General features: G+C 74.1%; 9 protein-coding genes and 1 tRNA gene. 3 read left to right on the top strand and 7 right to left on the bottom strand.

Going from position 1 to position 14,361, the window contains the following annotated elements:
* Positions 1 to 62: 62 nt before the first annotated feature.
* Positions 63 to 743, top strand: coding sequence for a phosphotransferase (locus tag ACWC97_RS15005; RefSeq protein ID WP_352275586.1), 681 nt, complete (start codon positions 63 to 65; stop codon positions 741 to 743).
* A 33-nt stretch (positions 744 to 776) separates the two neighbouring features.
* Here the strand turns inward: ACWC97_RS15005 and ACWC97_RS15000 are convergent, their stop codons facing one another.
* The 5 genes from ACWC97_RS15000 to ACWC97_RS14980 form a co-directional block, all read right to left on the bottom strand.
* The gene (locus tag ACWC97_RS15000; RefSeq protein ID WP_450649562.1) at positions 777 to 3,740 is read right to left on the bottom strand and encodes a tetratricopeptide repeat protein; all 2,964 of its coding nucleotides are present in this window, start codon (positions 3,738 to 3,740) and stop codon (positions 777 to 779) included.
* Complete coding sequence (locus ACWC97_RS14995; RefSeq protein ID WP_352275589.1) at positions 3,737 to 5,587, bottom strand: HSP90 family protein; 1,851 nt, start codon at positions 5,585 to 5,587, stop codon at positions 3,737 to 3,739. The genes ACWC97_RS15000 and ACWC97_RS14995 overlap by 4 nt, the downstream gene beginning before the upstream one ends.
* A 59-nt stretch (positions 5,588 to 5,646) precedes the next feature.
* Positions 5,647 to 6,633 (bottom strand): hypothetical protein, encoded by a 987-nt coding sequence (locus tag ACWC97_RS14990; RefSeq protein ID WP_352275590.1) that lies wholly within the window; start codon positions 6,631 to 6,633, stop codon positions 5,647 to 5,649.
* 263 nt (positions 6,634 to 6,896) lie between these two features.
* Positions 6,897 to 9,359: an ABC transporter permease gene (locus tag ACWC97_RS14985; RefSeq protein ID WP_450649559.1), complete on the bottom strand. Its 2,463-nt coding sequence runs from the start codon at positions 9,357 to 9,359 to the stop codon at positions 6,897 to 6,899.
* Positions 9,353 to 10,087, bottom strand: a complete 735-nt coding sequence (locus tag ACWC97_RS14980) for an ABC transporter ATP-binding protein (RefSeq protein WP_450649557.1) — start codon at positions 10,085 to 10,087, stop codon at positions 9,353 to 9,355. The genes ACWC97_RS14985 and ACWC97_RS14980 overlap by 7 nt, the downstream gene beginning before the upstream one ends.
* 414 nt (positions 10,088 to 10,501) lie before the next feature.
* Here ACWC97_RS14980 and ACWC97_RS14975 point away from each other — a divergent pair, with 414 nt between their 5' ends.
* Together ACWC97_RS14975 and ACWC97_RS14970 are read left to right on the top strand one after the other, a co-directional pair.
* On the top strand, positions 10,502 to 11,815 hold the full coding sequence (locus ACWC97_RS14975; protein ID WP_450649555.1) for a sensor domain-containing protein: 1,314 nt from the start codon (positions 10,502 to 10,504) through the stop codon (positions 11,813 to 11,815).
* Positions 11,816 to 11,837: 22 nt separating this feature from the next.
* The gene (locus ACWC97_RS14970; protein WP_352275596.1) at positions 11,838 to 12,482 is read left to right on the top strand and encodes a response regulator transcription factor; all 645 of its coding nucleotides are present in this window, start codon (positions 11,838 to 11,840) and stop codon (positions 12,480 to 12,482) included.
* A gap of 90 nt (positions 12,483 to 12,572) precedes the next feature.
* On the opposite strand, the gene ACWC97_RS14965 is transcribed toward ACWC97_RS14970, so the two are convergent.
* A tRNA-Thr gene (locus ACWC97_RS14965) sits at positions 12,573 to 12,646 on the bottom strand.
* Between the two features lie 98 nt (positions 12,647 to 12,744).
* The gene (locus ACWC97_RS14960; protein ID WP_450649553.1) at positions 12,745 to 14,295 is read right to left on the bottom strand and encodes an alpha/beta hydrolase; all 1,551 of its coding nucleotides are present in this window, start codon (positions 14,293 to 14,295) and stop codon (positions 12,745 to 12,747) included.
* Positions 14,296 to 14,361 lie beyond the last annotated feature (66 nt).

Below are 14,361 nucleotides of genomic sequence, written 5' to 3'. Positions count from 1 at the left end.
GAAGACCCTTCCGGGCGGCCCCGGGCGTCCCAATCCGCCGCCGGTGCCCGTAGGTTCGCCTCATGCGAATAGGTGAGCTGCTCGGCGCCGGACGTTCGGCCGATGTGTACGCGCTCGACGAGGAGTGGGTCCTGCGCCGCTACCGGGACGGCATGGACGCCACACCCGAATGGATCGTCATGGCCTACCTCGCCGCGCACGGCTGCCCCGTCCCCCGGCTGGGCCCGCGCGACGCGAAGACGCCCCCGGGCGACCTGGTGCTGGAGCGGCTGACCGGCCCGACGATGCTGGACGCGCTGCTGGCCGGGGAGGTGTCGGCGGACGAGGCGGGCGCCCTGCTGGCCGGGCTCCTCGCCGAACTCCACACCGTCCCGGCCCGGCTCTCCCCGGACCCCGGGGATCGGATCCTCCACCTGGACCTGCACCCCGGCAATGTGATGCTGACGGACCGGGGACCGGTGGTGATCGACTGGAGCAACGCGGCGGAGGGCGCCCCGGCCCTGGACCGCGCGATGTCCGCGCTGATCCTGGCCCAGATCGCGGTGGACACCACGTCCCCCCTGGCCGACCCGGCGCACACCCTGCTGCGCGCCCTGGCCCCCCGCCTCGCCGCCGCCGGCCCCCTCCCCGACCCCGACCTGGCCGAGGCGGCCCGCCACCGCACCGCCAATCCGACGATGAGCCCGCACGAACGCGCCCTCGTCGGACCGGCGACGGCCCTGGTCCGGGACCTGACGGCCTGACGGGCCGACGGGGGCGGACCGTCGGCCCGCGGCCTACTCCTCGTCGCGCAGGCGGGCCGCCAGGGAGGTCAGCGGCTCGGCCTCCTCGGCCCGCCCCAGCGCGGTCAGCCGGGTCACGGCCGCGCCGAGGCGGGCGAGGGCCGCGTCCGTCCGCTCCAGGTAGATGCCCTCCACCGCGGCGGCGAGCCGGACGCACTCGGCCCACTCCTCCACCTCGTCCCCCTCCGCCGCCGGTTCGCCGGCCAGCGCGGCGGCCCGCTCCAGCGCGGCCAAGGACTCCTCGTACGCACCGGCGTGGGCGTGGACCCGGCCGTACTCGTAGGCCAGGGCGGTGTCGAGGGGACGGTCCTGGGCCTCGAACCCGGCGGCGCGGGCCTCGTCGGCGACCCGGCCCGCGTCGGCCAGGAGGTCGAGGGCGCCGGGCAGCCCGTCCTCGCCCTGCTGCTGGACCCGCAGCCGGGCGAGCTCGCGCAGACAGCCGCTGATCCGCTCGTAGCGCGGGGCCAGGGCATGGGCGGCGAGCGCCTGGTCGACGGCCTCGCGGGCCCGGTCGGCCTCCCCGGACTCGGCGAGGGCCACGGCCGTCTCCGCCGCGATCATCACATGGCTGCCCGGGTCGTCGTCCCAGCCGGCCGACTCGGCCGCGAGGGCGAGGAACTCCTCCGTGGCGGCCTTGAGGTCCTCCCCCGCGTACAGCGCGCGGGCCCGGGTCAGCCGGAGCTGGGCGACGAGCCGGTCGTCCACCTCCCCGGCCGCGATGTCCGGCTCGGCCAGCAGCGAGTCGAGCAGGGCGATGCAGTCCTCGAAGCGGCCCAGGTCGAGGCAGAGCCCGGCCGCACCGCTGTACGTGCAGTACGCGTCGAACCGGCGGCCCTCGCGCATCTCCAGCTCCGCCGAGCGGGTCAGATGGCGCAGCGCCTCGTCGGGGCGGCCCAGGCGGAGGACCACCTCGGCCAGATCCGCGTGGATGCGGGCGGTCGCGGACTGGTCGCCCGGCCAGTCGGCGGTCAGCCGCAGCGCCTCGGCCAGGCTCTCCCGCGCCTCCTCCACGTCCCCGAGGCCCAGCCGCATCCGGCCCCGCAGGGCGAGCGTGCGGGGCAGGTGCCAGGCGGGGCCGTGCTCCCGCAGCCGGCCGACGTGGCCGTCGAGCACCGCGACCGCGGCGGGCAGGTCACCGGCGAGGGCGTGGGTGGTGGCCCGCAGCATCAGGGCGCCGGATATCTGGGTGGGGAGGTCGTGCCGGGTGGCGAACGCGTGCAGCAGTTCGGTCTCGGCGAGGACCGGCTCCACGTGCTCCCCGCTCCCCGACGCCTGCAGCCGCATGCCGAGCGCGGTGGCCCGCAGCCGCAGCAGCCGCGCCTCCTGGTACGGGGCGAGCCCGGACGCCTCCTCGTGGAGCCGGACCATCGACGCGTGGGCGGCGGTCAGCGCGGCGGCCTTCGCCCCGGCCCCGCCGTCCTCGCCGTCTCCTTCGGCCCCTTCAGCCCCACCGGTCCCGCTCGCGGCGTTCTCCGCGGCGGTGAGCAGCGCACTGGCACGGGCCTCGGTGGCGGCGCCCGGCTCCCCGGCGTCCTCGTACAGCCCGGCCGCCTCCTCGTACAGGGCGGTGGCCTCGGCGAACGCGTCCCGCTCGTTCGCACGGTCCGCCTCGTCGCCCAGCAGGTCCGCGCGCAGCCGGGCGAGCGGGCCCACGGCCGGGTCGTCGGGGTGGGTGTAGTCACCGGCGGCGACGAGGGCCCGGAGCCGCGCCCAGTACTCCCGCGCCTCCGGATGCCCCTGCTGGTCCAACTCCCTCGCCCGCGCCATGAGTTCGGCCGGGGTGTCGGGGAGCGCGGCGGGGGCCGGGGCGGCCGGCGCGGCGGCCGGGGCCACCTCGTCGAGGCCGCGGGTGCGCAGGGTGAGCTCCAGCGCGTCGACGAGCGGGGCCCGGTCGAGGCGGGCCCGGCGCCGGTCGGTGTGGGCCGGGGTTCCGTTACGGGCGTCGAAGCGGGCGGCGAGCTCGTCGGCCCGCTCCCCCACCTCGGCGCGGAGTTCGGCCACCGTCCAGGACCGGCCCGCGTACCCGGCGGCGGGCAGACCGCCGTGGCCGAGCGCCTCGACGCGCCGGAGCAGCACCTCCACCCCGGTCAGGAACTGGAGCAGGTCCAGCGGCGAGTCGACCTCGGCGAACAGGTTCCGGTTCTCGGCGAGCAGCTCCAGGCCACGGCTCTCGTTGCCGGTCAGCGCGCAGAACTCCAGGTGCCGCCCGACCTCCCCGGCCATCGAGGGGTTGCGGCGGCAGATGCGGTAGCCGGAGAGGTGCAGCTCGCGGGCGCGGTCGGTGTGCCCGGAGCGCACCAGCGGCAGCAGCGCGTACGAGACGGAGCGGGCCGGCTCCTCCTGGCAGGACGCCTTCCCCTTCAGGACGGGCTCCCAGACCTCCAGGGCCCGCCCGTCGTCGCCCGCGGCGAGGTGGTACCGGGCCTGCTCGCAGATCTCGCACGCCTCGCAGTCGCTGAGGCGGCTGCGGGTGCGGCTCGCCCACAGCTCGTAGGCGAGGTCGGCGCCCTCACCGGTGTGCGCGGCCAGCTGGTACGCCTGGCCGTAGTAGGGCTGGAGGTCCAGCCCGGCCTTCTCGTACCGGTCGCGCATCTCCGTCAGCCACTGCCGCACACCGGTCAGCGGCACCTCGGGCAGCACCAGCAGCGCGTTGGCCACCCATTTGAACCGCCAGAACAGCGTGTGGCGGCGGCGCTCGTCGAAGACGTCGGGCTGCTCGTCGAACAGGTTGAGCAGCCGGGCGAAGACGACGGGCGACTTCCGGGGCTCGGAGCCGTAGGTGTACGCCTCCTGGAGCTCGAAGAGCGCGTCGACGAGCGGGGCAGGCTCCTCGAACCGCTCGGCCACGTCGACGAGTTCCTCGGCGGTGAGCGTACGGGTGCGGCCGTAGGGGCGCTCGTCGTTCGCGGCCAGCGCCCGGTAGAGCTCGTCGGTGTTCCGGGGGGTGTTCGGCGTCATCGGCTGTCCTTGCGGAGGGCGTGGGCGAGAAGGTCGAGGAAGGAGCGGTTGATAAGGCTGGACTCGGCGGGCCGGAGCGGGCGCCGGGACAGCATCGCGGCCTGCCCGTAGAGGGCTTCGGCGCTGGTGCGGGCCAGTTCGGGCTCCTCGATGGCGACGGCGGCGCGGACCAGCGGATTGAGCTGGTTGAGGATCAGCTGCGCCCGAGGGGCCTCCCGGCGCAGGGCACCGAGGATGTCGCCCCACACCCCGCCCTCCTGCTCCCGGGCGAGCCGGGAGCGGGTCCGCTCGTGCCGGGCCTCGCGGCTGTCGACGAGGAGGGCGGGGGCGGACGCCGGGTGGAAGGTGCGCAGGGCGACGTCGCAGTCGAAGACGGCGAGCGCGTCCCGGGCCAGGGCGAGGTAGGCCGTGGCGGCCAGCTCCGTCTCCCGGTCGACCGGGTCGAGATGGGCGGTGAGGGTCTCCGGGTCGAGGTCTGCGACCACCACCTCGGGCCTGATCTCGGGCAGCCGGTGGATCAGCTCGCGGTCGTACGTGTAGCCGCCGTTGACCACGCCGAGCCCGGCGGCCGAGGCGATCGCCGCGACCTGCCGGAACTCCTCCACGCTCGACGTCACCAGCACCGTGCGGTGGGTGCGCGCGAACTCGTCGAGCGTGGTGTGCCCGTCGGTGGTCTCGAACGGCAGCCAGGGCAGCAGCATCCGCAGGATCTCGTCGTCGTGCACGGCGAGCGACTTCACGGCCAGGTGGTGGGCGTGCAGAAACCGTTCGAGCAGCTCCGGCTCGCTGGCGGCGACCCGGGCGATCCACGCCCGCAGCCGCTCGGCGAGGGCGTCGCGGACGGCGGCGAGCGTGTCGTCCTCGTACAGGGACTCGCGGCTGGCCGTCGGGCGCAGACTCTCCGCGTCGACGACGCAGCGGACGAAGAACGCCCACTCGGGCAGGATCTCCTCGGCCTGCTCGGACAGCAGCATGCCCTTGACGTGCACCCGGTGGCCGTGTCGGCGCCCGGCCGGGACCGCCTCGGGCAGCACGCAGGCGATGCCCTTCAGCCCCACGGCCGGCAGGTCCAGCTCGATGGTGTCCAGCGGGGTGAACCCGAAGACCTCCTCCCCGTACCCGGCCAGCGCCCGGGACCGCGCCCCGGGCGTGGGATACGTGCGCTCCCAGGGCGCGGGCTCGGGGTTGACCGGTACGGCGGGGGTGCCGGAGCCGTCGTCGAAGGTCACCGGGTGGCGCAGCAGGGAGCCGAACTGCCGGGCCAGCGCGTGCACCCGCTCCGGGCCCGTCCACTCGCCGGTGTCGGCCCTCGGGGTCAGCGTCACGGTCGTGCCGGGCCGGGTCCGGGCGGAGGCGGGCAGCGTACGGACGGTGTAGCTGCCGTCACCGCGCCCCCGCCACTCCACGGCGGGCGCGTCCGGGGTGCGGGCGGAGCGGCTCAGGACGTGGATCTCGTCGGCGACGAGGAAGCAGGAGAGCAGCCCGATCCCGAACTGGCCGATGAAGTCGGCGCGTTGCTCGGCGATCCGGTCGGCGCGCTTGCTGCTGCGGCCGATCGTGGCGAGGAAGGTGTGCACATCGGCCTCGCTGAGGCCGACCCCGTCGTCCTCGACGCGCACCACCGAGCCGTCGGCGTACAGCCGGATCCCGAAGGCCCCGGCAGGCGCGTCCGGGGCGAGGCCCTGCCGGGCGGTCAGTGCGTCCACCGCGTTCTGCAGGAGTTCACGCAGGTAGACGCGGGGGCTGGAGTAGAGGTGGTGGGAGAGGAGGTCGACGAGGCCGCGCAGATCCACCTGGAAGGTGCGATCGGCGCCGGGCGGGGTCGCCGGGGTGTCGTGCAGAGTCATCGGCAGTCCGGGAGAGGAGAGAGAAGAGGAGAGGAGAGAAAGGAGAGGGGGAGAGGCGGTCAGGTCCGGCGCAGGCCGCGGGCGTACTGCCTCCGGGGACTCCCGAAGTACTCCCACGGCCAGGTGGTGCAGGCACCGCCGAGCACCTGGTAGACCCGCCGGGCCGTGCGCCACTCGCCCGCCATCGACAGGGCCATGGCGAACGTGTTGAAGTCGTACTGCCACCCGAGGATCCGTACATGGTCGGGGTGCAGGATGCTGCGTTCGGCCGCCATGCTCAACTCGGCGCGGATCTCGGGGGTTTCGATGCTGCTCGCATGCCCCGCCTCGACCGCCTCCTCGATGTGCGCCATGGCGATCGCACAACCGAGCCTGCTTCCGTGGGGAGCGCGGGCGAACGCCTCACGCGCGAACGCCAGGGCCTGACCGGGCTCACCGCCCCATCGGGGCTGGAGCTGCGAGATCCACGCGAGGTGGGCGTCCAGGTCGAGCGGGTCGCGGCGCAGGGCCGCGTCGAGCCGGGCCCGGTTCACGACGGGCCCCAGCGACATGCCGCGCCCCGAGATGAGCAGTTGGCTCCACGGCGTGATCCACTCCGGCCTCAGCTCGGCGGCCTCCAGCAACCGGGCCTCGCCGAGGTTCAGCCGCTCGTGGAAGACCCGCCACTGGTCCCGCGAGACGTCCGCCGCGCGGGCCGAGGTGCGGGCCTCCCAGCCCCACATGATCTGACGCGCCCCGGATATCAGCAGAGCCGTAGCCCGGTGCTCCCCGTCCTCCTCGACGGCGTGACCGATCCACTCCTCCACCCCGGCCACATCGGCCAACTCATTCAGCACCGCGTGGTCCCGGCCCAGGTCGAAGGGGGCCAGCGCCGCCCGCACCGCCGCCCAGTCCCCCGCCCCGGCCGCCTCCACCAGCGCGAGCACCCGCCGGTCCCCGAGCGCCCGCAGCTCGTACACCGACGCCCTCTTGTGGAACGGCACGGGCAACGCGTACGGATCGGCCTCGCCCCCCGCCCCGCCTCTGCCGAACAACCTGCCGAGCATGCCGAACCCTCCCCTGGAACCGCCGTCTTCGGGTGCAGCATAGGCCGCACCACCGACATCGCCTCCACAGAGTTTTCACCCGTGCTCCACAGCCCTCACCGGCGGCGCCCCGTGCGTCGGCGATTCCTCCCCTGTGGGCTCACCGGGAAGGGACGCGGCGTCGGGCGCCCCGGAACCGCGGGCTCGGGCGGGCCGCCCGTACCGGGTCGGATCCGGCGCCGAGGTTCCGCCCCCGGCCGCCCAGCAGTTCCCGGACCGAGCGGTCACTCGCGCATGCCCGCCAGTTCGACCGGCCGGACGCGCAGCGCGAACGACGCGGGCAGCACGGAGGCCACGGTGGCGAGCAGGGCGCTCGCGCCGACCACGGCGGCGACCGTGCCCCAGGGCACCACGACGTCGGACCACACGCCGAGCAGGCCGAGGGCGCCCCACACGCCCAGCAGGTTCACCCCGGCGATCACCACCCCGAGCACCGTGCCGACCGCGACCACCACCAGTGCCTCGGCCCCGACGAGCCGCAGCACCTGTCCCTTCGTGGCGCCGGTCAGACGCAGCGAGGCGAGGTCGCGGACCCGGTCCGAGGTCGCCATCATCAGGGTGTTGGCGAGCGCGATGCCCGTGTAGACCAGGGCGATCCCGAGGATCATCCACAGGCCGAGCCCGGTGTCCCTGCTGGAGCCCGGGTAGTGGGCCCCGACCCACTGGTCCCCCGTCAGGAGCCGCACGCCGGCCGCTTTCGCGGCGGCGCCGAGTGCGGCCGCCGCGCTGTGGGCGCCGTCCCGGGGCAGCGCGAGGTCGACGCGGTCCACCGGGGCGCCGGCGGCATTGTGCTCGGTGAGGTAGACGCCGTTGCCGCCGGTGCCGGTGGAGAGGACCGCCGCGATGCGCAGATCCGCCTTGCGACCGTCGCCCAGCCAGACGGAGACCCTGTCGCCCACCTTCGTGGTCAGCCACTCCTCGTTGACGACGATGCTGTCGTCGTCCAGGTCGGCGAGGCGGCCCGCGACGACGGGCAGCCGGGAGACGGCCGCATGCACCACCGGATCGACCGCCCTGGCCTCGGACTTGACGAGGGCGACCCTCTCCTCCAGGACGGTCACCCCGGTGGACCGGGACTCGCTGACGGTCACACCGGGGACGGACCGGGCGCGCCGGACGAACTCGTCGGGCAGCGCGCGGCCCTCCCCGCCCGCCGTGGCGACCAGTTCCGCGGTGATCTGCTGCCGCGCCTCGTCGGCCTTGGCCCCGCCGATCGTCGCGGTGGTGCCCATCAGGGAGGCGGCGAGGGCCACCGTGATGACGACCGGCGCCGCGACGGCGGCGGTTCTGCGGACCCCGGCGGACGCGTTCTCCCTGGCCAGCATGCCGGTCGCGCCGGGAAGGCGGGCCGGCAGCCAGGTCAGCAGCCGGGTCAGCGGCTTGACCAGGACCGGCGCGAACAGGGCGAAGCCGACGATCAGCAGCATCGGCTGGGTGACGTAGGTCTTGCGCTTCAGGACGTCGCCCGGGTTGTCCAGCAGGTCCAGCGAGAGCAGGCCGAGGCCGGCCGCGAGGACCACGATGCCGATCAGCCAGCGGCTCAATGGCATGGCGCGGGAGTCCACAGCGGACTCGCGCAGCGCCTCCGTCGGACCGACCCGGCCGGCCCGCCACGAGGAGACGGCCACCCCGCTCAGGGCGACGAACAGGCCCGTCCAGAAGGCGGTGCGCAGCGGCCACGCCTGCTCGCCGATCCGGAACCAGGAGGGGGCGATGCCGCTGTCGGCCATCCAGGAGGCGATCCGCGGCGCGCCCGCCGCGCCGAGCCCGCAGCCGGCCGCCGAGGCGAGCACACCGACGACGAGCGCCTCGATGAACACCATCCGCCGCACCTGGGAGGGGGTGGCGCCCGCGGTACGCAGCAGCCCGAACTCCCGGCGCCGCTGGGCGACCGCGAAGGAGAACGTCGAGGCGACGACGAACACCGACACGAAGCCGGTGACGCCCGCGGCCGTGCCGAGGAGCGCGTTCACCGAGACCAGTGCTTCCTCGTCCCGGTCGGGGTCCGGGTCGGCGCGTCGGCGTTCCCCGCCGGTCAGCACGTCGAATCCGGCGCCCACGGCCGCCTCGACCCGGTCGGCCGGGGCGTGCACGGCGACGGCGTCCACGGCGGGAGAGATCCGCGCGGCCTCGGCGTCGGTGAAGAACAGCGCGTTCTCGAAGCCGGCCGACGCGACCGTCCCGACGACGGTGACCTGCTCGGTCCCGCGGACGGTGGCGGCCCGCACCCGGGCGCCGGGCCGCAGCGCGTCCCCGGTGGCGACGGCTTCGCCGGGCGCCGAGGGTGCGCGTCCGGAGGTCAGTGTGTAGGGGGTGAGCGCGGCGACCGACCACGGGTGGCCGACCGTGTCCTCGGCGAGCCCGGGGCCCGACACGGGGAAGGTACGGTCCTCGACGGTCCTGCCGAGCGCCGCGAGCCTCGCGGTGACGGCGGCCGGGACCGGCGCGGGGTCGGTGATCGTCTGCGTACGTTCCCCGATGGGCGTGTCCGCCCGGACGAGGCCGGAGGTCTTCACGACGACCGGCGCCTTCACGAACCGCTCGGGCCCGCGGTCCGGTGCGCTGAAGGTCGCCGCGAGGGCGAGCCCCGTGGTGGCGATGAGGCCGACGCCGAGGGCGAGGGCGATGAACGAGCCGACGAACGTGACCCAGCGGGTCCGCATTCCCTGCAGCGCGAGTGTCAGCACGGGAGGGCCGCCAGTCGGGTCATGTGTGCGGCGACCCGCTCGGCCGTCGGGGAGACCAGCTCGTCGTGGATCCGTCCGTCGGTGAGGAACAGCACCCGGTCCGCGAAGGAGGCGGCCGCCGGGTCGTGCGTCACCATGATGACGGTCTGCCCCTGGTCGACCATATGCCGCAGCAGGGTGAGCACTTCACGGCTGGTGGTGGTGTCCAGGGCGCCGGTCGGCTCGTCGCCGAAGAGCACCTCCGGCCGGGTGACCAGGGCGCGGGCCAGCGCCACCCGCTGCTGCTGTCCACCGGACATCTCACTGGGCCGGTGCCCGGCCCGCTCGCGCAGTCCGACCTTCTGCAGCACGTCCAGGACATCGCTCCGCCGGGGGCGGCGTCCGGCCAGCCGCAGCGGCAGCGCCACGTTCTGCTCGGCGGTGAGCGAGGGCAGCAGGTTGAACGCCTGGAAGACGAAGCCGATGCGGTCCCGCCGCAGCAGCGTGAGCTTCTTCTCGCTCAGCCCGCTCAGGTCGGTCTCCCCGAGCAGCACCTGGCCGCTGGACGGCCGGTCCAGGCCCGCGGTGCACTGGAGGAAGGTCGACTTGCCGGAGCCCGAGGGCCCCATGACGGCGGTGAAGGTGCCCCGGGGAATGTCCAGGGAGACGTTCTCCAGGGCGGTCACGGCACCGGCGCCCCTGCCGTAGGAGCGAGTGACCGAACGGAGTCGGACGGCTGCTTGATTCATGGCGTCCACTCAACCGGGCCCGGAATCGGCGCACATCGCAGCCGGAGGGAGTCTTCGGGGTGGAGGTAACTCCACCCTTCCCCGCACGGCGGCGGCCCTGGGCGGGAAAGGCAGAGCCGGCGGCGACAGCAACGTGCGTGGGCAGCCCCTGCCGCCGAACAGGTCGGGCAACCGCGGCACCGGCCCGCACCGGGGAGGGACGGACCGGGCTCCCGCCGAGCAGCCCGAGCCCCGCGCAGCAGGGCGCCCACAACAGCGCGACCAGCCCCGACCACCCCGGGTACGGCTCCACCCGGGCACCCGCACGGAGCCGCCCCATACACCTGGTGGCCGCCCATACCGGGAGTTCGCTACCGGTCCGATGGTGGAGCCGGCTGGATGGTCCGCGCGACACGGGCCTCCTATCGTGCCCCCATGCACGCACCCAGCCTCTGGCAGGCCCTGCACCAGCGTCGGTACCTCCGGAGCGGCTGGCCGTGGCGCTGCGCCCTGTACTTCCTGACCAGCGTGCCGGTGGGCGCCGCCGTGCTGGTCTGTCTGCTCGTCCTCGCGCTGGCCGGCGGCCTGCTGACCGTGGTCCTCGTCGGGGTGCCGCTCCTGCTGACGCTGGTCCTCGCCGGCCTGCCGGTCGCGCAGGTGGAACGGCGCCGGCTGCGTCTGATAGATCCGGCCGTGCCACTGGCCGACGCCCACCAGGACCCGCCGCACACCGGGCCCGCCGCCTGGCTGCGCACCCGCCTCCAGGAGCGCTCCACCTGGCGGGAGTTGGGTTACGCCCTTCTCTTCGGCTTCCTCCTGTGGCCGCTGGAGGCAGTGGTCATCGGCACGGTCATCGGCGTGAGCGGAGGGCTGATCTCCACCCCCCTGGTCATGGCCACGGTCGGCGGCGGCGAGGAGGCGCGTGTCATCAAGCTGTGGCTGGTCCACTCCTATCCGGCGGCGTTCGCCGTCGCCCTGGCCGGGCTGCTCCTGCTCCCCCTGCTGGCCTATCCGCTGGGTCTGCTCGCCGCGGGACGCGCACAGCTCACCCGCCTCCTCCTCGATGCGCCGCCCTCCCACGACGACGTGCGGGTCAAGGAGTTGAGCCGGTCGCGGATGCGTCTGGTGAACGCCTTCGAGGCCGAGCGCCGCCGTATCGAACGCGACCTGCACGACGGCGCCCAGCAGCGGCTGGTCGCCCTGTCCATGCGGCTGGGCCTGGCACGCCTCGACGCCCACGAGGAGCCCCTCGCCGGGCTCCTGGCCGAGGCCCACGGCGAGGCCCAGGCCGCTCTGGTCGAGCTGCGGGAACTGATCCGGGGCATCCACCCCCGGATCCTCACCGACCGGGGTCTGGCCGCGGCCATCGAGGACGTCGCCGACCGCTCCCCGGTCCCCATCGACCTCGATCTCGACCTGACCCACCGGTTCCTCGAAGCGGTCGAGTCCGCCGTCTACTTCGCGGTGTGCGAGGCGCTGGCGAACGTCGCCAAGCACAGCCGGGCCACCCGGGCCACCGTCGAGGCCCGCGTCGACCAGGGCCAACTCGTCGTCCGCGTGCGGGACAACGGCGTGGGCGGCGCGAACGAGGCCGACGGCACCGGGCTGGAGGGGGTCGCTGATCGCATCTCCGTCCTCGGCGGGCATTTGCTAGTGTCCTCACCGTCCGGCGGGCCCACGCTCTTCCGCCTCCTCGTGCCCTGCACCCCGGCTCCGGACCGCCGACCCGACGCCCCGCCGGCTCGCTAGTGACCTGAGTCAGAGGAGCCAGATGTTGCGCATCGTGTTGGCCGAGGACAGCGTGCTGCTGCGGGAGGGCCTCGTCGGCCTCATGGAGCGCTTCGGCCACCAGGTCCTCGCCGGCGTCGGCACGGCCGACGAACTCACGGCAGCCGTCGCCGAGCACGACCCTGACATCGTCGTCACCGACGTACGGATGCCGCCCGGCTTCTCCGACGAAGGGCTGCGGGCCGCGCTGCGACTGCGCGAGAAGAACCCCCGGCTCCCCATCCTCGTCCTCAGCCAGTACGTCCAGCGCGCCTACGCCGAGGAGCTGCTCGACTCCTCCGACGGCACCCACGTCGGCTACCTCCTCAAGGAACGCGTCGGCAACGTCCAGGAGTTCATCGAGGCCCTCCAGCGGGTGGCCGCCGGCGCGACCGTCGTCGACCCCGAAGTGGTCCGCCAGCTCCTGCGCCACCGCCGCGACCCGCTGGCCAAACTGACCCCGCGCGAGCAGGAGGTCCTCGCGCTGATGGCCGAGGGCCGGTCCAACGCCTCCGTCGCCGCGGCCCTGCACGTCAGCGAGGGCACCGTCAGCAAGCACTTCGGCTCCATCCTCACCAAGCTGGACCTGAGCCTGTCGGACGCCACCAACCGCCGGGTACTGGCCGTCCTGGCCTACCTGCGCGGCTGACCTCCCGCAGATGTCGGATCCACCCGGAACTCCAAGGTCATTCGACAGAAAAATCCCCAGGTCAGAGGCCTGACCTGGGGATTTTCACGGAGCCGCCTTCGGGATTCGAACCCGAGACCTACGCATTACGAGTGCGTTGCTCTGGCCAACTGAGCTAAGGCGGCACACCCTGTCGCACTATGGTGCGATCAGCAGCGTCGCCAAGTCTACACAGTTTCCAGGGGTGCTTCGTACCAGCCCTGGTGCGGGCCGTTCGTGCAGGTCAGGAGCACTTCTTGGACCGGGCGGGCGGGGTGCCCTCCAGGAGGTAGGTGTTGATCGCGGTGTCGACGCAGTCGCTGCCGCGGCCGTACGCGGTGTGGCCGTCGCCCTCGTAGGTGAGGAGGGTGCCGGAGGAGAGCTGGCCGGCCAGGGAGCGGGCCCACTTGTACGGGGTGGCCGGGTCGCGGGTGGTGCCGACCACGACGATCGGGGCCGCGCCCTCGGCCGTCACGCGGTGCGGGGTGCCGGTGGGGCGGACGGGCCAGTCGGCGCAGTTCAGGGCGGCCCAGGCGAAGGACCTGCCGAAGACCGGGGAGGCCTTCTCGAAGTCCGGGACGGACCGGGTGGCGGCCCTGGCGTCGGTGAAGGCGGGCGGCTGGTCCAGGCAGTTCACGGCGGCGTTGGCGAACATGAGGTTGGCGTACGAGCCGCTCGGGCGGCGCTCGTAGTAGCTGTCCGAGAGGGCGAGCAGGCCGGAGCCGTCCCCGTCCTGGGCGGCGGCGACGGCCTCGCGCAGCTGCGGCCAGGCCGACTCGTCGTACATGGCGGCGATGACCCCGGTGGTGGCCAGGGACTCGGTGAGTTCGCGGGTGTCGCCGGTGCCGATCGGGTGGGCGTCCAGCTCGGCGAAGAGCCGCTTCAGCCGGGCGGCGGCGTCGGCGGCCGAGGCGGTGCCGAGCGGGCAGTCCGCGTTCTTCACGCAGTCGGCGGCGAAGGCCTGGAAGGCGGTCTCGAAGCCCGCGGTCTGGTCCCGGTTCAGCTCTGCGGCGTCCAGCGAGGGGTCCATCGCGCCGTCGAGGACCAGCCGGCCGACCCGGGCGGGGAAGAGGTCGGCGTACGTCGCGCCGAGGAAGGTGCCGTACGACGCCCCGACGTAGTTCAGCCTCTCGTCGCCGAGCAGGGCCCGCAGCATGTCCATGTCGCGGGCGGCCTCGACGGTGGAGACATGCGGCAGCACCTTGCCGGACCGCTTCGCGCAGCCCTGCGCGAACTGCCGGTACGCCTCGTTCAGCGCGGTGACCTCGGCGGCGTTGTCCGGGGTCTGGTCGACCTGGGTGAAGCGGTCCATCTGCGGGCCGGTGAGGCAGACGACGGGCGCGCTGCGGGCCACCCCGCGCGGATCGACGGCGACCATGTCGTAACGGGCCCGGACCTGCTCCGGGTAGCCGATGCCCGCGTAGTCCTGGAGGTATTCGACGGCCGAGCCGCCGGGGCCGCCCGGGTTCACCAGGAGGGAGCCGATCCGCTTGCCGGGACCGGTCGCCGCCTTGCGGGAGACGGCGAGGTCGATGGCGCCGCCGTCCGGCTCCGCGTAGTCCAGCGGCGCCTTCATCGTGGCGCACTGGAACCCCTCGACGCCGCAGTCCCGCCACTTCAGCCGCTGCGCGTAGTACGACGTGAGCCCGGCGGGAACGGCCGGGGCGGACACGGACGAGGCTCCCGAGGGCTGCGCGGAGCCCGTCGAACCGCCACCGGTGCAGCCCGCGACGAGCAGGCCGACCGTACCGAGCAGCGTGGTGACGAGGGTGCGGAGCGAACGCCTGGAGTCCATCCCCGGAGCGTAGTCGCCCCGTACCGGTTCGCCCGGGTCGCTCCCCGTACGGGTGAATCAACCTCC

The organism is Streptomyces sp. NPDC001108 (assembly GCF_053598535.1).
This window is presented reverse-complemented; position numbering and strand designations above follow the sequence as displayed.